Source organism: Candidatus Fonsibacter ubiquis, assembly GCF_002688585.1.
Lineage (GTDB): Bacteria > Pseudomonadota > Alphaproteobacteria > Pelagibacterales > Pelagibacteraceae > Fontibacterium > Fontibacterium commune.
Window position 1 is genome coordinate 20,391 of sequence record NZ_CP024034.1, and the last position, 21,706, is coordinate 42,096.

Annotated in this window: 23 protein-coding genes; 10 read left to right on the top strand and 13 right to left on the bottom strand. The window is 28.6% G+C overall.

What is annotated here, in order from left to right; genetic code table 11:
- Positions 1–6 precede the first annotated feature (6 nt).
- Genes tsaE through CR143_RS00100 form a run of 4 tightly spaced genes read left to right on the top strand, consistent with a single transcriptional unit; the run spans position 7 to position 4,069 of the window.
- Entirely contained in the window at positions 7–465 is a 459-nt protein-coding gene (gene tsaE / locus CR143_RS00085; RefSeq protein WP_099339823.1) for a tRNA (adenosine(37)-N6)-threonylcarbamoyltransferase complex ATPase subunit type 1 TsaE, read from the top strand.
- The gene (locus CR143_RS00090) at positions 455–1,456 is read left to right on the top strand and encodes an aminoglycoside phosphotransferase family protein (protein WP_099339824.1); all 1,002 of its coding nucleotides are present in this window, start codon (positions 455–457) and stop codon (positions 1,454–1,456) included. The genes tsaE and CR143_RS00090 overlap by 11 nt, the downstream gene beginning before the upstream one ends.
- Positions 1,446–3,014, top strand: a complete 1,569-nt coding sequence (locus CR143_RS00095; RefSeq protein WP_099339825.1) for a lysine--tRNA ligase — start codon at positions 1,446–1,448, stop codon at positions 3,012–3,014. The genes CR143_RS00090 and CR143_RS00095 overlap by 11 nt, the downstream gene beginning before the upstream one ends.
- A gap of 8 nt (positions 3,015–3,022) precedes the next feature.
- A complete protein-coding gene (locus CR143_RS00100) occupies positions 3,023–4,069 on the top strand; it encodes a quinone-dependent dihydroorotate dehydrogenase (RefSeq protein ID WP_099339826.1) in 1,047 nt (348 codons plus the stop codon).
- On the opposite strand, the gene CR143_RS00105 is transcribed toward CR143_RS00100, so the two are convergent.
- Both CR143_RS00105 and CR143_RS00110 read right to left on the bottom strand, forming a co-directional pair.
- Positions 4,037–4,480 carry a DUF3429 domain-containing protein gene (locus CR143_RS00105; RefSeq protein WP_204524602.1) on the bottom strand — a complete coding sequence of 148 codons (444 nt, stop codon included), beginning with the start codon at positions 4,478–4,480 and terminating at the stop codon, positions 4,037–4,039. The genes CR143_RS00100 and CR143_RS00105 overlap by 33 nt on opposite strands.
- 1 nt (position 4,481) lies before the next feature.
- On the bottom strand, positions 4,482–5,540 hold the full coding sequence (locus CR143_RS00110; protein ID WP_099339827.1) for a sulfite exporter TauE/SafE family protein: 1,059 nt from the start codon (positions 5,538–5,540) through the stop codon (positions 4,482–4,484).
- A gap of 137 nt (positions 5,541–5,677) precedes the next feature.
- Between CR143_RS00110 and rpmB the strand changes: the two genes are divergently transcribed.
- Both rpmB and CR143_RS00120 read left to right on the top strand, forming a co-directional pair.
- Positions 5,678–6,019, top strand: a complete 342-nt coding sequence (gene rpmB / locus CR143_RS00115) for a 50S ribosomal protein L28 (RefSeq protein ID WP_099339828.1) — start codon at positions 5,678–5,680, stop codon at positions 6,017–6,019.
- Positions 6,020–6,042: 23 nt separating this feature from the next.
- On the top strand, positions 6,043–6,573 hold the full coding sequence (locus CR143_RS00120; protein WP_420886327.1) for a queuosine precursor transporter: 531 nt from the start codon (positions 6,043–6,045) through the stop codon (positions 6,571–6,573).
- Here CR143_RS00120 and CR143_RS00125 read toward each other — a convergent pair.
- From CR143_RS00125 to CR143_RS00135, 3 genes are read right to left on the bottom strand one after another with little or no spacing between them, the layout of a single operon-like run.
- Positions 6,566–8,353: a cobaltochelatase CobT-related protein gene (locus tag CR143_RS00125; RefSeq protein ID WP_099339830.1), complete on the bottom strand. Its 1,788-nt coding sequence runs from the start codon at positions 8,351–8,353 to the stop codon at positions 6,566–6,568. The two genes, CR143_RS00120 and CR143_RS00125, sit on opposite strands and share 8 nt — an antisense overlap.
- Positions 8,343–9,338: an AAA family ATPase gene (locus CR143_RS00130; RefSeq protein WP_099339831.1), complete on the bottom strand. Its 996-nt coding sequence runs from the start codon at positions 9,336–9,338 to the stop codon at positions 8,343–8,345. The genes CR143_RS00125 and CR143_RS00130 overlap by 11 nt, the downstream gene beginning before the upstream one ends.
- Entirely contained in the window at positions 9,328–9,975 is a 648-nt protein-coding gene (locus tag CR143_RS00135; protein WP_099339832.1) for a J domain-containing protein, read from the bottom strand. The genes CR143_RS00130 and CR143_RS00135 overlap by 11 nt, the downstream gene beginning before the upstream one ends.
- Positions 9,976–10,009: 34 nt before the next feature.
- Here CR143_RS00135 and CR143_RS00140 point away from each other — a divergent pair, with 34 nt between their 5' ends.
- Positions 10,010–10,267, top strand: coding sequence for a BolA family protein (locus CR143_RS00140; RefSeq protein WP_099339833.1), 258 nt, complete (start codon positions 10,010–10,012; stop codon positions 10,265–10,267).
- On the opposite strand, the gene aroB is transcribed toward CR143_RS00140, so the two are convergent.
- Positions 10,260–11,366: a 3-dehydroquinate synthase gene (gene aroB / locus CR143_RS00145; protein WP_099339834.1), complete on the bottom strand. Its 1,107-nt coding sequence runs from the start codon at positions 11,364–11,366 to the stop codon at positions 10,260–10,262. The genes CR143_RS00140 and aroB overlap by 8 nt on opposite strands.
- Positions 11,347–11,871 (bottom strand): shikimate kinase, encoded by a 525-nt coding sequence (locus tag CR143_RS00150; RefSeq protein ID WP_099339835.1) that lies wholly within the window; start codon positions 11,869–11,871, stop codon positions 11,347–11,349. Before CR143_RS00150 ends, aroB begins: the two co-directional genes overlap by 20 nt.
- 59 nt (positions 11,872–11,930) lie before the next feature.
- Here CR143_RS00150 and CR143_RS06350 point away from each other — a divergent pair, with 59 nt between their 5' ends.
- Positions 11,931–12,089 (top strand): hypothetical protein, encoded by a 159-nt coding sequence (locus CR143_RS06350; RefSeq protein ID WP_169696832.1) that lies wholly within the window; start codon positions 11,931–11,933, stop codon positions 12,087–12,089.
- A gap of 5 nt (positions 12,090–12,094) precedes the next feature.
- On the opposite strand, the gene aceB is transcribed toward CR143_RS06350, so the two are convergent.
- Positions 12,095–13,702, bottom strand: a complete 1,608-nt coding sequence (gene aceB / locus CR143_RS00155) for a malate synthase A (protein ID WP_099339836.1) — start codon at positions 13,700–13,702, stop codon at positions 12,095–12,097.
- Between the two features lie 63 nt (positions 13,703–13,765).
- On the opposite strand from aceB, the gene CR143_RS00160 reads away from it, so the two are divergent.
- The gene (locus CR143_RS00160; protein ID WP_099339837.1) at positions 13,766–14,872 is read left to right on the top strand and encodes an acetyl-CoA carboxylase carboxyltransferase subunit alpha; all 1,107 of its coding nucleotides are present in this window, start codon (positions 13,766–13,768) and stop codon (positions 14,870–14,872) included.
- On the opposite strand, the gene secA is transcribed toward CR143_RS00160, so the two are convergent.
- Positions 14,858–17,443 (bottom strand): preprotein translocase subunit SecA, encoded by a 2,586-nt coding sequence (gene secA / locus CR143_RS00165; protein WP_099339838.1) that lies wholly within the window; start codon positions 17,441–17,443, stop codon positions 14,858–14,860. The genes CR143_RS00160 and secA overlap by 15 nt on opposite strands.
- A gap of 82 nt (positions 17,444–17,525) precedes the next feature.
- Between secA and argJ the strand changes: the two genes are divergently transcribed.
- Positions 17,526–18,788, top strand: coding sequence for a bifunctional glutamate N-acetyltransferase/amino-acid acetyltransferase ArgJ (argJ, locus tag CR143_RS00170; RefSeq protein ID WP_099339839.1), 1,263 nt, complete (start codon positions 17,526–17,528; stop codon positions 18,786–18,788).
- A gap of 1 nt (position 18,789) precedes the next feature.
- Here argJ and mbfA read toward each other — a convergent pair whose 3' ends face one another.
- The 4 genes from mbfA to CR143_RS00190 form a co-directional block, all read right to left on the bottom strand.
- Positions 18,790–19,767: an iron exporter MbfA gene (gene mbfA / locus CR143_RS00175; RefSeq protein ID WP_099339840.1), complete on the bottom strand. Its 978-nt coding sequence runs from the start codon at positions 19,765–19,767 to the stop codon at positions 18,790–18,792.
- Positions 19,768–19,810: 43 nt separating this feature from the next.
- Positions 19,811–20,458: an FTR1 family iron permease gene (locus CR143_RS00180; RefSeq protein WP_099339841.1), complete on the bottom strand. Its 648-nt coding sequence runs from the start codon at positions 20,456–20,458 to the stop codon at positions 19,811–19,813.
- Positions 20,459–20,607: 149 nt separating this feature from the next.
- Positions 20,608–21,270 (bottom strand): hypothetical protein, encoded by a 663-nt coding sequence (locus CR143_RS00185; protein ID WP_157780293.1) that lies wholly within the window; start codon positions 21,268–21,270, stop codon positions 20,608–20,610.
- Positions 21,270–21,698, bottom strand: coding sequence for a DUF2721 domain-containing protein (locus CR143_RS00190; RefSeq protein WP_099339843.1), 429 nt, complete (start codon positions 21,696–21,698; stop codon positions 21,270–21,272). Before CR143_RS00190 ends, CR143_RS00185 begins: the two co-directional genes overlap by 1 nt.
- Positions 21,699–21,706: the final 8 nt, after the last annotated feature.

Below are 21,706 nucleotides of genomic sequence, written 5' to 3' on the forward strand. Positions count from 1 at the left end.
AATAAAATGGAATTAAAATCATTAGATTCCACAAAAAAAATTGCTCAAGCGGTCGCCATTAAATTAAAAATAAATGATTTTATATTACTTAGTGGAAATTTAGGAACAGGCAAAACGACATTCACTAGATTTTTAATAAATTACTTACAGGAAAAAAATCAACTTCCATTAGAGGAAATAGTCAGCCCAACTTTTAATATCGTTCAATATTATGATCTAGGAAAAGATTTGAAAATTGCCCATTATGATTTTTATAGACTAAAGCAACAAAAAGAAATTTTTAATATAGGATTACTAGATACAGCCAAAGATTTTATAAATATAATTGAGTGGCCAGAAATTGCCATGAATTCATTAAATAATTTTTTACAAATTAAATTTATTTACGATCCTAATCAAAATTTTAGATCTTTAGAATTTAATGGAAAAGGTAAGTGGTTAGGTTTTAGTGTTAATGATAAATAATACTAGATTAAATATAATAAAAAATTTTCTTAAAAAAAATTATCTAGAAAATTATAAAATAAAAGCAATAAAAGGAGATGCATCTTTTAGAAGTTATTTTAGAATTTATCACAAAAACAAATCTTATATTCTTGCCACCGCAGTAAGGGAGAAAAAATCTAATATATTAAATTATGTTCTTATTAATAAGTTTTTAAATAAACGGGGTATTAAAGCACCATTAGTAATAGATTTTGATTATAAGAAAGGTTTAGCCTTATTAGAAGATTTTGGTAATAAAACTTATTTTCAGCTAATAAAAAAATCTAAAAATAAATTATATATCTATAAATCATTAATTAGGTTCTTAATTAAGTTACAAAGAATAAATTTTAAGACAAATATATTTAGATTTAAAAAATATACTTATAAAATTTTAAAAAGAGAAATAGATTTATTTTTTATTTGGTACTTACCTTACGTAGCAAAAATTAAGAGTAATTCTAAAATAAAAAAATTAAGAAAATTATTACTTTCGATTTTAAAAAATAATATTTATAATAATTATTTTGTTCACAGAGATTTTCATATTTCAAATATCATGGAGTGTAGATCAGTATCTAAAAATAAAATTGGAATTATTGACAGTCAAGATGCTTTAATTGGCTCAAGAGCTTACGATATACTTTCATTAATTGATGATGTTAGAATTAAAACTACCGCTGACTTAAAGAAAAAATTATTAGATTACTATTTGTCATTAGCAAAGAAAGAAAAAGATTTTAATATTAAACAGTTTAGCAAAGAATTTTCTATTCTTTCAGTGCAAAGAGCTATGAAAATTATTGGAATATTTTCAAGGCTTTTTAAGAGAGATAATAAAAATAAATATTTAAAATTAATTCCTTACACTTGGACAATACTTAATAAAAGGTTAGAAGATCCAATATTTAAAGATGTAAGGGTTATTATTAATCAGCAAATTAATTTAAGATCTAACAATGTTAATTGATAAAAAATTTTTTGAAAAATCCGAAGCGTGGCCTTTTACTGAGTCTAGAGAGATATTAAAAAAAAGACTGAAAATAATAGATAAAAAAGGGTACGTTTTATTTCAGACAGGTTACGGCCCAAGTGGCCTTCCTCATATTGGAACTTTTGGAGAGGTTTGCAGAACTTCTATGGTTATGAATGCTTTCCAAAAATTATCCAATATACCAGTGAAATTATTTACATTTTCAGACGATATGGATGGACTTAGAAAAGTTCCTGACAACATTCCAAATAAATTAATTTTAGAGGAAAATTTAAATAAGCCATTAACAGCAATTCCTGATCCTTTCAAAAAATTCAAAAGTTTTGGAGAGCATAATAATAATATGTTAAAAAAATTTTTAGACGAATTTAATTTTAAATATGAATTTAAAAGCTCAACTGAACTATATACCAGCGGTAAATTTGATGAAGCCTTAACTTCAGTTTTAAAAAATTATGAAAAAATAATGGAGATTGTTTTGCCAACACTGGGTCCAGAAAGAAGAAAAACTTATAGTCCATTTTTACCTATCTGCCCTGAGACAGGAAAAGTATTAGAAGTTGCAATAATAGAAAAAAATTTAGATAGCAAAACTATTATTTATCAAAACGGAAATAAAAAAATTGAAACAAAAATTACAGGGGGAGCATGTAAATTACAGTGGAAAGTCGACTGGGCCATGCGTTGGTTTGCTCTTGGAGTTGATTTTGAAATGTATGGAAAAGATCTTATTCCAAGTGCGGAACTGTCTAGTAAAATTTGTAGAATTTTAGGAGGGACACCACCTGCTGGTTTTGCCTATGAATTATTTTTAGATGAAAATGGAGAAAAAATTTCTAAATCAAAAGGAAATGGAATCACAATTGAACAATGGCTTAAGTATGCATCACCTGAAAGTTTATCTTTATATATGTACCAGAATCCAACTAGAGCTAAAAAATTATATTTTCAAGTTATTCCAAAAGCAGTTGATGAGTACCTTTCCTTCCTAGAAAAATTTGAAAAACAAGAAGAAAAAGAAAAACTTGGGAATCCAGTTTGGCATGTTCACAACGGTAATCCACCAAAAGAAGAAATAATTATTTCATTTAATATTTTATTAAACTTAGTCAGCGTTAGTAATACAGATAAGGAGGAAGTTATTTGGAAATTTATTAAGAACTTTAATTCAAATTTAGTTGTAGAAAAACATCCAATCCTTAGAAAATTAATCATAAATGCAATTAATTATTTCAATGATGTTGTAAAAGTAAATAAAAAATTTAGAAAACCCGACTTAGTAGAAAAAAAAGCTTTACAAGATCTTGCTGAACAAATTTCAAAAATGAGCCCAAATCTTCAACCAGAAGAGATGCAAACTATAGTTTATTCAGTTGGAAAAACGCATTATTCGAAAGAGAGATTAAGGGAGTGGTTTAAAATGATTTATGAAGTACTTTTTGGAGATGAACAAGGTCCTAGAATGGGATCATTTATAAGTTTTTATGGTATTAAAGAAACAGTAAATTTAATTAATAAGTCTATAAATGATTAATCACAAAAATGAATTATCAGATTATTAATTCTTTAATTAATAAATTTGACCCTGAACTTGCTCACTCACTAGCCATTCAATTTTTAAAAAACATATATATTCCAATTTTTTCTTCAAAGGACGATGAAATTTTAAAAATTAACGTATTAGGAAAAAAATTTTCAAATCCTGTAGGTTTAGCAGCAGGATTTGATAAAAATGCTGAAGTATATGATAAAATGCTCGCGCTTGGATTTGGTTTTGCAGAAGTTGGAACCATTACCCCTAAAGCGCAAGAAGGAAATTTAAAGCCAAGAGTTTTTAGGTTAAATGAAGATGAGGCAATTATTAATCGCTTAGGATTTCCGAATGAGGGTTTGCACAAAATAAAAAGTAGAGTTGAGTCAAAAAAAGTTGAAGGAATTTTAGGAATTAATATAGGGCCAAATAAAGATAGTGTCTCGCGTATTGACGATTATGTGGAATGTTTTAAAAATTTTCATAATTTATGTAGCTATATATGTATAAATATTTCATCACCTAATACTGAAAATTTAAGAAATTTTCATGATCAAGAAAATTTAAAAAAATTACTAAGTGAAATTTTGCAAATAAAAAAAATTTTAGATAGTAAAACGCCAGTCGTTTTAAAAATATCCCCTGATATTAACGATGGTGATATAAATATAATTTGCAAAAATATTTTAGAATTCAATTTGGACGGATTAGTATTAACAAATACATCGATAAAGTTAAGAGAAAATTTAGTAAGTGATAAAAAGAATGAAGTAGGCGGTTTATCCGGAACGCCCATCAACGAAACTTCAAATTTAATTATTAAAAAATTTTTTAAGATTATTAAAAATAAAATTCCAATAATTGGAGTAGGTGGAGTAAGCTCAGGAGCTACGGCTTATGAAAAAATACGAGCAGGGGCCTCTTTATTGCAGCTTTATACAGGTTTAGTTTACAAAGGTCCCTTTATTGTAAAAACTATCAAAAATGAATTAGCTAAGCTTTTAAAAAAAGATGGATTTTCATCTTTACAAGAAGCGGTAGGAGTTGATAGCGAATAAGTTAATCACCAAAGTTAATATAACCAAAAAAGTTAATCTTTTTCTAAGACTCAAATACCAAAGATTATTAGGTTCAAAAAATATTTTTTTATCAATTAAATTAATTACAAAAAATAAGATAATGTGAATTGCAATTTTTATATCTTGGTTTGAAAAAAAATCTAAAATAAAAGAAAAAACCGGAATACAAACACTTAAGGTTAATAATAAATTTTTATTATCAAGAATGTTGCTATTTAAAATTTTGCTCCATTGACTTCCGCATATGAAAGCTAAAATAATATTTCCATAAAATAAATATACATCGATAACGTAGTTATTAAAATTTGAGATAAAAAAAATTAAAGTAAGTGAAAAAAAAGGAATGAGACCAAGATATCCTAATATTGTAGCTAATTTTTTTTTATCCATATTAATATTGTAGCTTTTTAAAAATAAAAGAACTGAAATACCCAATGAGCAAAGCTAGACCCACAGCAGTCAATGCATAAAGGATTGGGCTAGTATTTACAAATTGGTAAATAAAATCTTGGAAAAAATTAAGCTGATCCTGACTTTCAATTTTTCTAAAGATTTTAAATTTTAGCTCCTCTACAAATAATGAATAAGCAAATTTTAATCCAAAAATAATAATGATAACTGACATTAAAATTCTAAGTTCTTCATTTTTTAAATTCATGCCAAGTCTTGTTCCAAATTGTACCCCAATCACAGATCCAATCATCAGAATGGTTACTAAAATTAAATCTATATTGTGGTTAGTTATTGCATGAAAAAAAGTCACAAATGCCATTACAAAAATCATCACAAATAAAGATGTTCCTGGAACAAGTTTAGATGGCATGCCAAGAATATAAATCATTACTGGAATTAAAATAAAGGCTCCACCAACACCCATCATAGATGAAATAATTCCAATCAAAAAACCAAAAAATATTGGTGGGATAATACTGATATAAAGTCTTGAAGAATTCAATCTTACTTTGAAAGGAAGTCCATGAATCCATGTATGTTTATGGAATTTACGTTTTATAAATTTTTTACTCTTTATTCTTCTTAATTCAGATAAGCTTTCGATAAACATCAAAAGTCCAAAACCAGTTAATAAAACAAAATACAAAACTGATGTTATGGTATTTATTTTTCCTATTTGAATTAATATTTTTACAAAATAAATTCCTATTGTTGCACCAAAGAAACCACCAATTAAGATATAAAGTCCCATTTTTATATCGACTTGTTTTTTATACCAGTGTGCAAATGTTCCAGAAACAGAAGATGCTAAAATATTATTAGATCCGTTTGCTATTGCGTGCATTGGTGGAATGCCAAAAAAAATTAGCACAGGAGTCATTAAAAAACCCCCACCAATACCAAGTAATCCACTCAAAAAACCTATAAAACCACTGATCAACAGCAGGTATAAAATATTAACATGAACCTCTACAATAGGCAGGTAAACTTGAAGCATGAAAATTTTAGTTTAATTAATAATTATTGGACTAATCTTGTAAAAACAAGAAATCAATTGCAGCAAATAACTTAGGATTTATAAGATATATCTTGACGTAAATTCATCATCTAACTATATCCCTTGCAGGAGAAAATATGTCTAAACTTTGTGAACTAACAGGCAAGCGACCACAAACTGGTCATAACGTCAGCCATGCTAATAATAAAACTAAAAGAAGATTTTTTCCAAACTTAAAAAAAGTTTCTTTTAAAAGCGAAAAATTAAATCGCGATATTCGTATTAAAATTTGTACAAGAGCAATTAAAGCTGTTGATTTTAGAGGAGGTATCGATGAATTTTTATTAAGAGCAAAAAATAAGAATTTATCTCCTCGAGTTAAAAAAATAAGAAAATTATTATTAACTATTGTCCCCCACGTTAAAAAAATAAAGAAAGAAATTAAACCAAAAAAAGAAACAAAAGTTAAAGTTAATTAGTTTTCTTGGTTCATTCAAAAAATATATTTTTATATTCAGCCTTTATGGCTGTGATCATTTGTTTATCAAATTATTTAGTTCAATTTCAATTTAACTATTTAGGACTTAATGAAGTTTTAACCTGGGGTGCTTTTTCATATCCAATTACTTTTTTAATTACTGACCTTGCAAATAGATTTTATGGAAAGGATTTTGCCAAAAAAACAGTTATTTATGGATTTCTATCTGGAATTACTTTTTCTTTTATTCTAACTTTTGAAGACTTCAATTTAATTATTTTAAGAATTGTTTTTGCATCAGCAACTGCTTTTTTAGCAGGACAATTTTTAGATATTTTTTTGTTCAATATATTAAGAAACAGATCATGGTTTATACCGCCTCTTATTTCTTCAATTTTAAGCTCTTTTTTAGACACTGTGATATTTTTTGGTATAGCTTTTTATGGAACAGATTCTTCATGGATAATGTTAGCGATTGGAGATTTGACTATAAAATTAATTTTCGCTTTTATTATGCTACTACCTTTTAAAATCTTAATTGCTAAATTTAATTAATTGTCTTTTTATTTTTTTTTTCAATAAATAGATCTGCTAGCTGGTCAATTAAAGCATCCCCTAATTCTTGTACATCTGCAATTTTTAAAGCTTTACTGTAATAGTTGGTAACATCGTGGCCAATTCCAATAGCATTAATTTCAACATCATTTTTATTTTCAATCCATTTTACTATATTTTTTAAATGTTTTTCTAAGTAGTTTCCTGGATTTACAGAAAGTGTTGAGTCGTCCACAGGAGCTCCATCGGAGATCACCATTAAGATTTTTCTCTCTTCACTTCTTTTTTTTAATCTTTGATAAGCCCATAAGATTGCTTCTCCATCAATATTCTCTTTTAAAATTCCCTCTTTTAACATTAGTCCTAAGTTATTCTTTCCTCTCCTCCATGGTGTGTCGGCGGATTTATAAATAATATGAGATAGATCATTTAATCTTCCAGGATTATTCATTTTATTTTTTAACCAAAGCTCTCGACTTTTACCGCCTTTCCAATTTAAAGTTGTAAATCCCAATACCTCAACTTTTACCGAACATCTTTCTAATGTTCGGGACAAAATATCAGCGCAGATAGCAGCGATGGAGATGGGACGACCGCGCATCGATCCAGAATTATCAATTAATAACGTAACTACCGTATCTTTAAAAATTGTATTTTTTTCTTTTTTATAAGAAAGAGAGTTGTGTGGATCAATAATAACTCGGGTAAGTTTGGCCGTATCAAGCATTCCTTCTTCAAGATCAAACTCCCAGGACCTATTTTGAAATGCAAGTAATTTTCTTTGCAATTTATTTGCTAGTCTTGAAATGAAGTTATGAAAAGATTTTAACTGATTATCTAAATTTTCTCTAAACTTAACCATTTCATTTGGATCAACCATTTCTACAGCATTAATAATTTTATCAAATTTATTTGTGAAAATTTTATATTTAATTTCGCTATTATTTTTTTTAAAGTTAGATGATTTAATCTCATCATTTGAATTATTGTCATCTTCTATTAAGGACTCCTGTTCATTTTGATTTGCATCAATCTCAACATCAGGAATTATACTTTCAATATTAAAATCTTGTTTGTTTGAATTTTTATCTTGATTAATTTCATTATCATTTCGATCTTTAAGTTTATTTTCATTTTTTTCTTCATTATCACTTTCGTTTTCATTGGGACTTAATTTTTCATCTAATTTTAAATTTTCAATAATAGTATTTAAAATGCCAGAAAACTTTTCTTGATGAGAAATATTTTTTTTTAATAAGTCTAATTTATCTTTTATCTGTTCATCAATTATTTTGCTCCAATTTTTTAGACTTTTCTTTTCTTCAAGATTTAATTCTAAATTTAGTAAGTGATTTGCTAGAATAATATCAAAAGCTTTTTCAATACTATTATACACATCATCACTTTGTTCTTTGAATTTATTTTGATAATAATTTTTAAAATTTAAATTTATTCCTGCAAAGTTTTCTGCGCCTAATTTTTCATAACGAGTTTTTTCAGCACTTTTATAAATATTTTTTGCAATCATACCTCGTGGTTCAAATTTTTTCGAAATTTCTAAATTGCTATATTTTATTTTTAAAGCTTCGGTATCTGCAAGGGCCCTAATGGTTTGATATTCATCCGTGGTCTCAGGATTAATTTTTGGAAGGTTAATAATATTGCCTTCCTTAGAGGGGTTATCTGAAAATAAAATATTAAGATCTTGTTTTTTTGTTAATGCTTTAATGGTTGATGAGATGGCTATTTTGAAATTTTCAGCCTGTTTATCATTTTCCATTTTTAAGATTTATTTTTACACTTACTGATGTTTCTGTGAGTTCTTTAGCGAAGCATCTTTGAAAATATTCTCCAATAATCGTTCTTTCCAATTCATCACAGCGATTTAAAAATGATATTCTAAAAGAATAACCAATATCGTTAAAAATTTTATAATTATCTGCCCATGTCATTACTGTTCTTGGACTCATTACCGTTGAAATATCCCCATTAGCAAGGCCAGATCTTGTTAAATCAGCAACCTGTATCATCTTTTGAGCGATTTTTTTTCCATCTGCATTATTTAGATGAGGGCATTTAGATAATATGATTTCAAGTTCATTTTCTTGTTTTAGATAATTAAGAGTAGTTACAATATTCCATCTATCCATTTGTCCCTGATTAATTTGCTGTGTCCCATGATAAAGTCCTGAAGTGTCCCCAAGACCAATCGTATTTGCAGTTGCAAATAATCTAAAATATTTATTTTGTTTAATTACTTTATTTTTATCTAGCAAAGTTAATTTTCCTTCACTTTCAAGCAATCTTTGAATTACAAACATAACATCAGGTCTGCCAGCATCATATTCATCAAATACTAGCGCCACAGGATTTTGTAGTGCCCAAGGTAAGATACCCTCTCTAAATTCGGTAACTTGTTTATTATCTTTTATTACGATTGCATCTTTTCCCAAAAGATCAATTCTACTAATGTGACTGTCCAAATTTACTCTTATGCAGGGCCAATTTAATCTTGCTGCAACTTGCTCAATATGTGTTGATTTTCCCGTTCCGTGAAAACCTTGAATTAAAACTCTTTTATTAAAAACAAAACCGGCAAGAATCGCAAGAGTAGTATCGCGATCAAATTTATAAGCATTATCCAACTCAGGAACAAATTGATTTTTTTTTGAAAAACCTTCAACAGTCATATCTGTTTCAATATTAAAGGTCTGTTTAACGGAAATTTTTATATCAGGAGTATTTTCAAAAATATTATTGTCCATGATTAACGTTTTTTTGATTATTCCTTAAAAGAGTATAAGCGATAGTTATTTCTTTTAATTTATTTTCAAATTTTTTATCACCAGAATTTGTATCTGGGTGGTATTTTTTTACAAGTTTTTTAAATTGCTCTCTAATTTCGCTCCATTTTACATTACTTTTTAAATCTAATTTTTTTAAAGCTTCTATTTCTTTTGAACTATAAATTGTTTTTTTTTCAAATTGTTTAAAATAATCAGCTGGAAAAATATCTTGTTCCTCTAAAATATTCCTCCAAACTTTATTAAAGAAATTATCCTTTGATCCAAGTTTAGAAGTTGGTTTATGCCAAGTAATATCTGAATGCATAAACTCTTCAATTTTATCTTGTGACATTTCAGAGAAAAAATCCCAATCGTGATTGTAAATTTTTATATGTTCTGAACAAAACCATTTGTACTCTCCTGCTGTTTTAGATGGAGCTTTAAACTCGCCAGGTTGCTTACATCTCTTCCAATCGCATGAATTGTCGTTAGTCTTATTATGTATTTTTAGATGATCACCACAAAACCACTTATATTGTTTATTAATATCTTTTTTTATAAGACCCTGACCAGAAGCCAACTCTTTACATTTACTCCATTCACAGATCTTTCTCATTTGCGTAATTTTTTAAATTGACTAAAATTATTTTATGTCTGATCTAAAATATATTATCTTAGATAAAATTAAACAAAATATCGTATGTGAAAAAGTACAAGTGAATAATAAATCACATCTGCATCAACATCACGCTCAGTCTCCAAAAAACAATAATAGTCATTTTGAATTAATTATTTCTTCAGCTGAATTAAAGAAATTGAAGCCAGTAGATGCCCATAAAAAAATTTATGAAATTTTAGATGAAGAGATGAAAAATATTATTCATTCTCTTGAAATAAAGATTAATTAAATTGCTCTACTAAAATAGGTTTAATATTTTTATTCAAATCGGATGGTAAAATTTTAGCATTTCCAATTTTTTTTAATAAAATTAAGTTAATTTTAGATCCTGATATTTTTTTATCATGTTTCATATAATTAAAAATTTTGCTTATATCTTTTTTATTAAAAATATTCTTAATTTTATAATTAATATTTAATTTTCTATATAAATCTTTAATACGCTGATGTTCATTTATATTTAGCATTTTCATTTTTACAGACAGTGAGGATGCGATCATCATTCCATATAGAACTGCTTCGCCGTGAATAAGGTCATTTGAATATTTTTTTACTGCCTCAAAAGCATGCGCAAAAGTATGACCAAAATTAAGTATTGCTCTTAGGTTTTTTTCTTTCTCGTCTCTTTGCACTATGGTTGCTTTGCTTTTGCAACTTTCTTTAATTGCATACATCACCTGATTTATGTGAGTTAAATTAATAATGTCATGAGAATTTTTTTCTAGCCAAGAAAAAAACTTTCTATTCATTATTAAGGCATATTTTAAAATTTCAGCATAGCCTGCAATTAAATGTCTACGTGGTAAACTTTTTAATGTTAGCGGATCAATTAAAACAAGCTTTGGTTGGTAGAATGTTCCAATCATATTTTTGCCTTCACTAGAATTAATTCCAGTTTTTCCGCCAATAGAGGAATCTACTTGCGCCAATAAAGTTGTTGGTATTTGAACTAAATTAATACCTCTTTTAAATATGCTACTTGCAAATCCTGATAAATCTCCAATAACACCGCCACCTAAAGCAATTAAACAGTCATCACGATTAAAATTATATTTAAATAATTTTTCAATAATTTTATTAGTAAAATTCATATTTTTTGATTTTTCTCCTGCATTCAAAGTAAAGAGATATTTTTTCTTAGACTTTAATGAAGACAAAATTGAGTGGATATAAGATTTAGGAATATTTTTGTCTGTAATTAATAAAAATTTTACTGCCTTTGGAATAACTTTTTTAATTTCTAAACCTGCATTATTTAATAAATTTTCTGAAATTATAATTGGATAACTATTATGATTTAAATTTACTTTAATTGTTATTTTTTTCATAAAAATCTATAATTCTTTCAACGATTTTATTCTTACTATTTAAGTTACAATTTATTTCATAGTTCGCCAATTTATATATCGGGTCTCTAGTTTTTTTTAAATTTTTTACGCTTTTTTCAATATTATTTTGATCTACCATGGGTCTCTTTTTAGGATTTCTTTTAATACGATTAATAATCAAATCCTCATCCATATTTAACCAAACAGATAAATATTCTTTTAAAATTTTCTTTCTAATAGACTCATTAATAAATGCACCTCCACCTACAGAAATTATTTTTTCTTTATCATTTTTAATTTTTAAAAAAGTTTTTTCTTCCAAATCTCTAAAATATTTTTCTCCATTTTTTTTAAAGATTTCAGCAATCGTTTGATTAGTTTCGTTTTCTATTAATGCGTCCGTATCTATGAATTCAATTTTTAATTTTTTTGCAACTTCTTTTCCAATAGTACTTTTGCCAGTTCCCATCATTCCTACTAATACTAAACTTTTATGCGTTGCCATTAATCAATGAATAATTTATTAACATAATTTTAATTTAAATATTATATAATTAATTTCTTATGCCTTTTAGAACTTCAATACAAATTATCTTAGCAGCTCTAGCTATCTTGGTAGCTATTCTTTGTATTCTTTATTACTTTGGTTCAAAAGATATTGTTTTGGAAAAAACGAAGATTATTGAAAAAATTCCAGTAGAAAAAATCATTGTTGTTAAATAAAAAAATTATCTAGCTTCTGATCTTATAATTTCGTTATATGCTGGAACAGTTAGGAAATCCTCAAATTGATTAGCAATTGACATTTCTTCGAACATTTTCGCCGCTCGCTCGTAATTGCCTTTTTCAAATTTTTGCTCTCCAACCTCTTTTTTAATCTGTACCATTTCTTCTTTTACAATTTTTTTTACATAGACAGGGTCAATAGTTTTACCATCAATAGTTTTACATTGATGCTTGTTCCATTGCCAAACCTGAGCTCTTGATATTTCAGCGGTAGCAGCATCTTCCATTAAATTATAAAGAGGTACACAACCATTTCCACCAAGCCATGCAGCTAAATATTGAATTCCTACAGAAATATTTTTTCTAAGACCGTCTTCAGTGATATCTCCTTTTTCAGCCAATAATAAATCATTAGCTTCAATTTTTATATTACTTGGAATTTTGTTAACTTGGTTTGGTTGTGGCATTTTTTCATCAAACACATCTTTTGCAATTTTTACTAAACCAGGATGAGCAACCCAAGTACCATCATGACCATCATTAGCTTCTCTTAATTTATCCTGCTTTACTGCATCCATTGCTTTTTGATTTAAAGCTTCATTATCTTTAATTGGTATCTGAGCGGCCATTCCACCCATTGCGTGAGCACCTCTGCGATGACAGGTTTTAATTAATAATAAACTATACGATCTTAAAAAATGTGAAGTCATTTTAACAATTGATCGATCTGGTAGTAAGAAATCTTTAAAATTTTTGAATTTTTTTATGTAGCTAAAAATATAATCCCATCTTCCACAATTTAAACCTACTATATGATCTTTTAATTCAAATAGAATTTCATCCATTTCAAAAGAAGCTAAAATTGTCTCAATTAGAACTGTTGCTTTGATGGTTCCGTTTTTAATACCTAATTTTTTTTGTGCTTCAGTAAATACATCGTTCCAAAGTCTAGCCTCAAGATGACTTTCCATTTTTGGTAGATAAAAATAAGGACCCGTACCATTCTTAATTAATTGCTTAGCATTATGGTAAAAATAAATAGCAAAATCGAATATTCCTCCTGAACATTTTTCATTATCAACTAGGAAATGAGCTTCATCCAAATGCCATCCCCTCGGTCTTACAATAAGAACAGCATGTTTTTCATTTAATTTGTATTCTTTACCAGTAGTTTTATCTGTAAAATTAATTTTTTTATTAATTGCATTTTTTAAATTAATTTGACCTTCAATAACATTATTCCAAGCTGGAGTTGCTGAATCTTCAAGATCCGCCATAAAACAACTTGCTCCAGAATTTAGAGCATTGATAATCATTTTTTGATTAGTAGGTCCGGTAATTTCAACCCTGCGATCTTGTAGATCATTTGGAACACCTAAAATTTTCCAATCTTTTTCTCTTATAGATTTAGTTTCATCTAAAAAATTTGGACGCCAGCCACCATCAATTTTTTTTTGAACTTCTTGCCTACGTTTTAACAACTCAAGTCTTCGTGAATTAAATTTTCGATGTAAATCAGCTACAAACTCTAAACAATCCAAAGTTAAGATTTCTTCAAATTCTTTAGAAATTTTTCCTGTAATAATGGTATTTTTTGGAAAAGATTTCATATAGGCCACAATTTATATATAAACTTTATCCGAACTCAATATGTATAAAAATTAAATTGTTAAATGAATTATTTAGATTTTGAAGACGATATTAAAGCATTAGACCAAAGAGTTCAGGAATTAAAAGCTCCTTATCTTGCAAAAGGAATTACTACAATTGAAAATCCGACAATTGTTGATGCTGAAAGAAGGTTGAATGAGGCATTAGACCGAACGTATGCAAATCTAAACCGATGGCAAAAAACAAAAGTAGCAAGACATGAATTTAGACCTCGTTCTATTCATTATATTGAAAAGATTTTTCCAGATTTTATTAATTTATCAGGTGATCGCTTGTATGGAGAAGATCAATCCGTGTTGGCAGGTTTTTCAACTCTGGATGGGGTATCAGTTTTAGTTATTGGGCAGGAGAAAGGTAATGACACTCAATCTAGAATTCAAAGAAATTTTGGGATGATGAGGCCAGAGGGATATCGCAAAAGTATGCGTCTAATGAACCTTGCAGATAGATTAAATATTCCAATAATAACTTTTATAGACACTCCTGGCGCTTATCCTGGCAAAGGCGCAGAAGAACGAGGTCAGGCAGAGGCGATTGCAAAATGCATTGAGTGTTGTCTTAATGTGAAAGTTCCATTGATTTCAGTTGTTATAGGAGAAGGAGGTTCAGGCGGAGCTATAGCCCTTGCAACCGCTAATAAAGTTTTAATGTTAGAATATTCAGTTTATTCAGTAATATCGCCAGAAGGGTGCGCATCAATTCTTTGGCGCGATCCAAAAAAAGCTAAAGAAGCAGCGGAGGCAATGAAAATTTCTTCACAAGATTTATTTGAAAATAAAATTATTGATGAAATTATTAAAGAGCCCAAAGGTGGAGCCCATCGAAATCATGATGAAATAGTTTCAAATGTCACTTTAAGTATTAAAAAAAATTTAAATGAACTAATAAAAATTTCTCCAGACGAGCTCATTTATCAGAGAAAAAATAGATTTTTAAGTATTGGACGAGACGTGATGATTACTAAAGAAGAATTTTATAAAGATACACATATTAACACAGTAACTTTCAATCCATTCAATTGGAAATTATTACTTCAAAATAATCGTAAGTTAGTTGCAACAGTTGTTGTAATTATAATTTTATTTATTTTGGTATTAATTTTTGCTTAACGTACCACAACAATTTTTATATTTTTTACCCGATCCACAAATACAAGGTGCGTTCCTTGAAATTTTTTCCTCTATAACAGGCTGTTGTGGCTGTGGAGGTCTTTCTTCTTTTGTTACTTGAATATTAATTAAAAAAATAATTAAATTTTCTTTAATCTTAGCAAGTAGTTCTTTAAATAAATTAAAGCTTTCTCTTTTATATTCATCCAGTGGGTTTTTCTGACCATAACCTCTAAGACCTATAACCTGTCTTAACTGTTCAAGATATTGCAAGTGACTTCTCCATTCGTAATCAAGATTTTGCAAAAAAATTCTTTTTTCAACATCTTTATTAATTTCATCTCCTGCAGTTGAAATTCTTGCATTTCTTCTTTGGTCAAAATGCTTTTTGAAAAATTCTTTTTTTTCTGGAGTGCTTTTTGAAAGCCATAAATCAAATTCACCGTCATTAATTTTAGTTCCACATAAACGCTCTGTTTTGGTTTTCACTAATTTTTTTGTATTAGCATCTCCGCTATCTCGATAATTATTTATTTCATCAATTAAATTATCTACAATTTCATCAAAAATATCATTTACTACATCATAAATTTTTTGATTTTTTATTACACCTAACCTTTGTTCAAAAATTACTTTTCTTTGATCATTCATTACATCGTCAAATTGTAATAAGGTTTTTCTAATATCGAAATTTCTTCCCTCAACTTTTTGTTGAGCTTTTTCCAGAGCTTTATTAATCCATGGATGATCTATGGATTCTCCTTCTTTAAGTCCTAATTTTTGTAGCATAAAATCAATCTTTTCAGATCCAAAAATTCTCATCAGATCATCTTGCAAACTTAAATAAAAAATCGAGCTACCCACATCACCTTGTCTTCCAGTTCGTCCCCTTAATTGATTATCTATTCTTCTGCTTTCATGTCGTTCTGTTCCAATAACAAATAATCCACCACTAGCTAACACTTTGGCTTTTTCATCTTCATGATCTTTTTTAGTTCTATCAATTAAAATTTTGTCATTTGTTCCACCTTCTTTAATCTTAAGACCTAAATTTCCACCAAGTTGAATATCTGTTCCACGACCGGCCATATTAGTCGCAATAGTGACCGCACCAATTCGGCCCGCTTGTGCAATTATGTTAGCCTCTTGTTCATGAAATTTTGCATTTAAAACATTATGTTTTATTGACTCTTGTTTTAAAATTTTAGAAATTCTTTCAGACTTTTCAATACTAGTGGTTCCAATCAAAACTGGTTGCTTTTTTTCATTTGCAGAAATAATTTCTTTTATAATGGCATTAAATTTTTCTTTTTCAGTTCTAAAAATTTTATCATTAAAATCTTTTCTAACCATCGGTCTATTGGTAGGTACTTCAACTACATCTAATTTATAAATCTCATAAAATTCTTCAGCCTCAGTCATAGCTGTTCCAGTCATACCAGAAAGTTTTTCGTATAATCTAAAATAATTTTGAAAAGTAATCGAAGCTAAAGTTTGATTTTCATTTTGAATTTGAACTCCTTCTTTTGCTTCAATCGCTTGATGTAAGCCGTCAGAATATCTTCTGCCTTCCATAATACGACCGGTAAATTCATCGATAATATAAATTTGATTATCTTTAACGATATAGTCTTTATCTTTACTAAATAGCATATTTGCTCTTAAAGATTGATTTATATGATGAACGATGGATAAGTTTTGTGGATCATAAAAATTTGAGCCTTTTAATAAATTTATTTTTCTTAACTTATCTTCAATAAAATCAATTCCCTTTTCAGTTAGTAAGGCGCTACGATCTTTTTCATCAGTATCATAATGTTCTTTGCTAAGCTGATTAACTAATTTGTTGCATAAAAAATATTGAGAAGAATTATCTTCTGTTGGCCCAGAAATTATCAAAGGAGTTCTGGCTTCATCAATTAAGATGCTGTCTACTTCATCGACAATACAGAAGTAATGTTTTCGCTGTACCATCTCGGCGATGGAATACTTCATATTATCTCTTAAATAATCAAATCCAAATTCATTATTTGTTCCATAGGTGATGTCACATTCATATTGAGCTTTTCGGCTAACATCATCGATACCACTTACAATACATCCAACACTTACACCTAAAAAATTGTAAATTTTAGACATCCATTCGGAATCACGTTTTGCAAGATAATCGTTCACTGTTACGACATGCACGCCTTTTTCGGTTAGGCTATTTAAATAGGCTGGTAAAGTTGCAACAAGTGTTTTTCCTTCACCGGTTTTCATTTCTGAAATACCACCTTGATGAAGAATAATTCCCCCCATTAATTGTACATCAAAATGTCTTTGTCCTGTGGTTCTAATACTTGCTTCACGTACACAAGCGAATGCTTCTGGTAAAATTTTAGTCAAATTTTCACCATTTTTTATTCGATTTTTAAATTCTTGTGTTTTATTTTTTAATTCTTGATCTGAAAGTTTTTGAATTTCTGGTTCTAACAAATTAATTTTTTGAACTAACGGCTGTATTTCAGCAAGCTTACGCTCATTGGATGTTTTAAATATTTTTTTTAAAATGTTTAAACCAGGTATCATTTTGAGATATTATTACAGATAAATTAAATAGTATAAATTTAGCAACTACCTTATAACTGAAAAAACACTAAATAAAATACACATGACTACGTTATTTCAAAACTTTTTTAAGAAAAAACAATTGAATAGAGTTACCAAAGATTTTCCTGAGATGCCAAGCATTGATGGCCTAGAGATGTCAACGGCAAGTGCAGGTTTGTATAATACCAATAGAGACGATGTAAGTTTATTTTATTTTCCGGATGGTGCGATATTTTCAGCAGTTTATACAAAATCCTCAACAAGATCTGTTTGTATTGATTGGAATATTAAAGCAAATAAAAAAGACATTAGAGCCTTATTAGTAAACACCAGAAATGCAAACGCATACACAGGCAAACAAGGCTTAAATAGTATTATTGAGTTAGCTAAATTTTTTTCAGATAAAAAAAAAATTTCAAATAAACAAATTTTATTTGCTTCCACAGGAGTCATTGGTCAACCATTTCCTCTTGCAAAAGTTAAAGGAGCTCTACCTAATTTAATTGAAAAATTAAAAAGACCTATAAAAATAACTTGGATTAAGCAGGCCTTGTCTATTATGACTACCGACACATTTGGAAAAATGAGCTGTGCAGTTGTTCAAACTAACAAAGATTTTATAAATATAGCAGGTATTGCAAAGGGCTCAGGAATGATAGCGCCTAATATGGCAACTATGTTCGGTTTTATTTTCACTGATGCAAATATTTCTCAAGAGGTCCTTAATAAAATGTTGAAAAGAAATACTGAAAACACTTTTAATGCAATCACTGTTGATGGCGATACTTCAACCAATGATATGGTGTTAGTTTTTTCAACTAGAAAAGCTAAGAATAGAATTATTAATGATATTAACTCTAAAGTAGCAAAAGATTTCGAAAAAGCTCTTTATGAAGTAATGCTCGATCTTTCAAAGCAAGTTGTTTTAGATGGTGAAGGAGCTAAAAAATTTCTTACAATAAAAGTTTCAGGAGCTTCTAATGATAAATTTGCAAAAGAAGTTGCAATGTCCATTGCTAATTCTCCCCTTGTAAAAACTGCTCTTGCCGGAAGTGATCCTAATTGGGGAAGAATACTTATGGCTATTGGAAAGACCAATGAGAGAGTTAAACAAGATAAAATAGAAATTAAAATTGGTGATTTTTTGATCACAAAATATGGAATGCAGGTACCTAGTTATGATGAGCTTAAAGTTAAAAATTATATGCTTGGTGAAGATATTATTTTTGATGTGAATTTAAATTTAGGTAAAGGAAAATTTACTGCATATACCTGCGATTTTAATGCAGAATATATTTCAATTAACGCAGACTATAGATCTTAAATTAACCTGTACCAATTAAGATTCCGGCAGCTAAAACTAACCCACCGCCCACAACGACTTGTAAAGTTGCTCTAAGAAAAGGCGCTTCCATGTATTTATTTTGAATCCAAACAATCGCCCATAATTCAAAAAATACTATAATCATTGCAAGGATAGTTGCGGTCCAAAAATGTGGAATCAAATAGGGAAGTGCGTGACCTAATCCACCAACAGCAGTCATTATTCCGCATGCAAGCCCGCGTTTTACAGGCGAACCTCTTCCTGAAATTACTCCATCATCAGATACTGCCTCTGTAAGCCCCATGGATATTCCAGCCCCAACGGATGCTGCTAGACCAACAACAAAAGTTGTCCATGTATCTTGTGTTGCAAAGGCTGTTGCAAAAATTGGAGCAAGTGTAGAAACGGAGCCATCCATTAATCCAGCTAAACCAGGCTGAACCCAAGTTAAAATAAATTGTCTTTTTGCAGTTCTAGCTTCTATTTCTTTTGTATCTCCGGCCGCATGCTTTTCAATAAGATTGTCAGCAGCAACTGTGTGGCCAGCCTCAGCAGCTGCCAAGTCACCAAGTAATTTTCTTGTTGATGCGTCAGTGCTCATTTGAGCAGCTTTCATGTAAAAATTATATGCATCACGTTCCATCATTTCAGACTCGAGTCTAATTCTATCAATGCTTAGATTTTTCATTAACCAAACAGGTTTTCGATTATAAAAACCAGAAACATGGTCTCTTCTTATTAATGGAATATTATCTCCAAATCTTTTTTTAAAGGTATCAAGCAACAATTTTCTGTGAGAGTCCTCAACTCTTGCCATGTCATGGAATATTTTGGATGTATCTGGATAATCGTTTTTTAAATGCTCAGCATAGTTTCTATAAATAGCAGCATCATCTTCCTCAGACGATATTGCTAAAGCTAGTATTTCTTTCTCACTAAGATCTGAAAATTTTTTTCTAAAACCAAAACCAGGTATCATTGATATAATTTTTACTCTAAATTATTAATTTTTTGATTAATAATTAGATTATCTTAAGCTCACGAAGGCCTGCATATAATTCTTTAGTGCCTTCATAACCAAAATAAATTGAAAGCATTAATAATAAAATACTGGAAACTCTAAAAAAAACTCCAATTGGAAGAACTTTTGTGATTTTTTTGAGTCCTAAATAAACAAAAATTAATGCAAAAGTACCAGTTGCCGCCCCAGCAATTACTGGAACCGTACTATAAATAGCCGAGGTAAATAATGCTGCGTAAAATAAAACTATTTCAAAACCCTCTCTGATAATTGCAAAAAAAACGGTCAAAGATAAAAAGATTGGATTTCCTGTAGCAACAGCTTTGTCGACTTCTCCTTCAACATGCTTTTTTGCGTTGTGACTGAAGTAAGCAACATAAGCAAGCATTCCAGAAGCAATTAACATTACTGAACCTTCAAATATTTCTTCATGGGCGTGGGTGATCGCAGCAATTTGTTTTACTGCTAAGGCAAGAATTAATGATGCAACAACACCTGCAACCAAGCCCCACATAACCGCTGGACGCTGATGTCTGGCATTTACTTTATCTAGATATGTGAAAACTAATATTGCAATTAATAAAGCTTCAAATCCCTCACGAAAAAGAATGAAAAAAGAACTAAGATAAGGCGCTAAAGATTCGTACATAGTTAAAGTTTGCTATGGTTATTTAATAGCAAATTAAAAGTCAATTGTGAAAAAAAATATTATCAATTAATTCTGAGTAAATTAGTAGGAATAGTGATTGATTTTAAAGAAAAAAAATAACTCCAAACTCAATTTGTCGCATTTAAAAATTATTTATCTAATTTTTTCCAAATAAAATAAGTGTTTAGAAAAAATAAGTTCATTAACAAAAAGTAATTCCACTGGATTATATTTTTAACATACCAGGACGTAGTAAAAGAAAAAATATCTATTAATAAAATTATTATAATTCCACATGTAATTAGTAATACGTTATAATAAAAATTTATATTTATAATTTTGCTAGAAATTATAACTTGATAGTCATTTTTTATTTTAAGGTAAGTCAAAATTATTAAAAATTGTGAAATGATTAAAGAAATAATATAAATAAAAATTCCACCTCTTCGCATAAATCTCCATATCTCCGATCCTTCAACGCCTAAAAAAATTATATAAACCAATAATGAAAAGCTTGAGACTAAGCCTGATAATAATATTAGATTTAAATATATTTTATTTAATAAGAACTTTTTAAAAATTCTATAATGTTCAAAAAAATATGCGATCATTAAAATCATAGTAATGATCATCATAGGTTTAAATAACAAAACTACAGGATATGATCTGCCAACCCGACTTATTGAATAACATCCATTTATGAAAGGATTACAGAGGTCTAAAATATTTAGATAGATTGTTGTGATAAGACAAAGAATGATCGTAACACTTGGAATAATAAATAATCCAAGACTTAACCTTTTAAGCAACATTAAAAGATATTATCTTCTTTATCTTTTAAATCAGTTAAATGATATTCTAGCGCTCTAGCAGACATTTGAACTTCTATTATAAAAAGAATTATTGCAATTCCAAATAGTCCAACGGCTAAACCAAAACAATTTAACGAGATATTTGACTCTTCAATGTATCCAAAAAAAATAGTTAGTAAATTTGTGAAGAGAGCTAGTCCAGATAATGTTTGAATAAGTTTTATAAGTTTAATTCTGTAAGTAAGAGTTTTGATCTGGGCTATATAACGTCTACCCATTACATCTTTTGTATCTATTTTTTTTTCAATAATTTCAGCATGAATCTTTCTAACTAATGCGGCGCAGCTATTATAACGATGAGTAAAATTAGTCATCATTAATGGAATAGCAGGAAATAATAACGCTGGATAAATAATGAAGTTTTCCATTAAATTTT

Excerpts from the sequence above, each read along its gene's own strand:
- tsaE (WP_099339823.1), top strand. The coding sequence starts at position 7 with ATGGAATTAAAATCATTAGATTCCACAAAAAAAATTGCTCAAGCGGTC.
- CR143_RS00090 (WP_099339824.1), top strand. The coding sequence starts at position 455 with ATGATAAATAATACTAGATTAAATATAATAAAAAATTTTCTTAAAAAA.
- CR143_RS00095 (WP_099339825.1), top strand. The coding sequence starts at position 1,446 with ATGTTAATTGATAAAAAATTTTTTGAAAAATCCGAAGCGTGGCCTTTT.
- CR143_RS00100 (WP_099339826.1), top strand. The coding sequence starts at position 3,023 with ATGAATTATCAGATTATTAATTCTTTAATTAATAAATTTGACCCTGAA.
- CR143_RS00105 (WP_204524602.1), bottom strand. The coding sequence starts at position 4,480 with ATGGATAAAAAAAAATTAGCTACAATATTAGGATATCTTGGTCTCATT.
- CR143_RS00110 (WP_099339827.1), bottom strand. The coding sequence starts at position 5,540 with ATGCTTCAAGTTTACCTGCCTATTGTAGAGGTTCATGTTAATATTTTA.
- rpmB (WP_099339828.1), top strand. The coding sequence starts at position 5,678 with ATGTCTAAACTTTGTGAACTAACAGGCAAGCGACCACAAACTGGTCAT.
- CR143_RS00125 (WP_099339830.1), bottom strand. The coding sequence starts at position 8,353 with ATGGAAAATGATAAACAGGCTGAAAATTTCAAAATAGCCATCTCATCA.
- CR143_RS00130 (WP_099339831.1), bottom strand. The coding sequence starts at position 9,338 with ATGGACAATAATATTTTTGAAAATACTCCTGATATAAAAATTTCCGTT.
- CR143_RS00135 (WP_099339832.1), bottom strand. The coding sequence starts at position 9,975 with ATGAGAAAGATCTGTGAATGGAGTAAATGTAAAGAGTTGGCTTCTGGT.
- CR143_RS00140 (WP_099339833.1), top strand. The coding sequence starts at position 10,010 with ATGTCTGATCTAAAATATATTATCTTAGATAAAATTAAACAAAATATC.
- aroB (WP_099339834.1), bottom strand. The coding sequence starts at position 11,366 with ATGAAAAAAATAACAATTAAAGTAAATTTAAATCATAATAGTTATCCA.
- CR143_RS00150 (WP_099339835.1), bottom strand. The coding sequence starts at position 11,871 with ATGGCAACGCATAAAAGTTTAGTATTAGTAGGAATGATGGGAACTGGC.
- CR143_RS06350 (WP_169696832.1), top strand. The coding sequence starts at position 11,931 with ATGCCTTTTAGAACTTCAATACAAATTATCTTAGCAGCTCTAGCTATC.
- aceB (WP_099339836.1), bottom strand. The coding sequence starts at position 13,702 with ATGAAATCTTTTCCAAAAAATACCATTATTACAGGAAAAATTTCTAAA.
- CR143_RS00160 (WP_099339837.1), top strand. The coding sequence starts at position 13,766 with ATGAATTATTTAGATTTTGAAGACGATATTAAAGCATTAGACCAAAGA.
- secA (WP_099339838.1), bottom strand. The coding sequence starts at position 17,443 with ATGATACCTGGTTTAAACATTTTAAAAAAAATATTTAAAACATCCAAT.
- argJ (WP_099339839.1), top strand. The coding sequence starts at position 17,526 with ATGACTACGTTATTTCAAAACTTTTTTAAGAAAAAACAATTGAATAGA.
- mbfA (WP_099339840.1), bottom strand. The coding sequence starts at position 19,767 with ATGATACCTGGTTTTGGTTTTAGAAAAAAATTTTCAGATCTTAGTGAG.
- CR143_RS00180 (WP_099339841.1), bottom strand. The coding sequence starts at position 20,458 with ATGTACGAATCTTTAGCGCCTTATCTTAGTTCTTTTTTCATTCTTTTT.
- CR143_RS00185 (WP_157780293.1), bottom strand. The coding sequence starts at position 21,270 with ATGTTGCTTAAAAGGTTAAGTCTTGGATTATTTATTATTCCAAGTGTT.
- CR143_RS00190 (WP_099339843.1), bottom strand. The coding sequence starts at position 21,698 with ATGGAAAACTTCATTATTTATCCAGCGTTATTATTTCCTGCTATTCCA.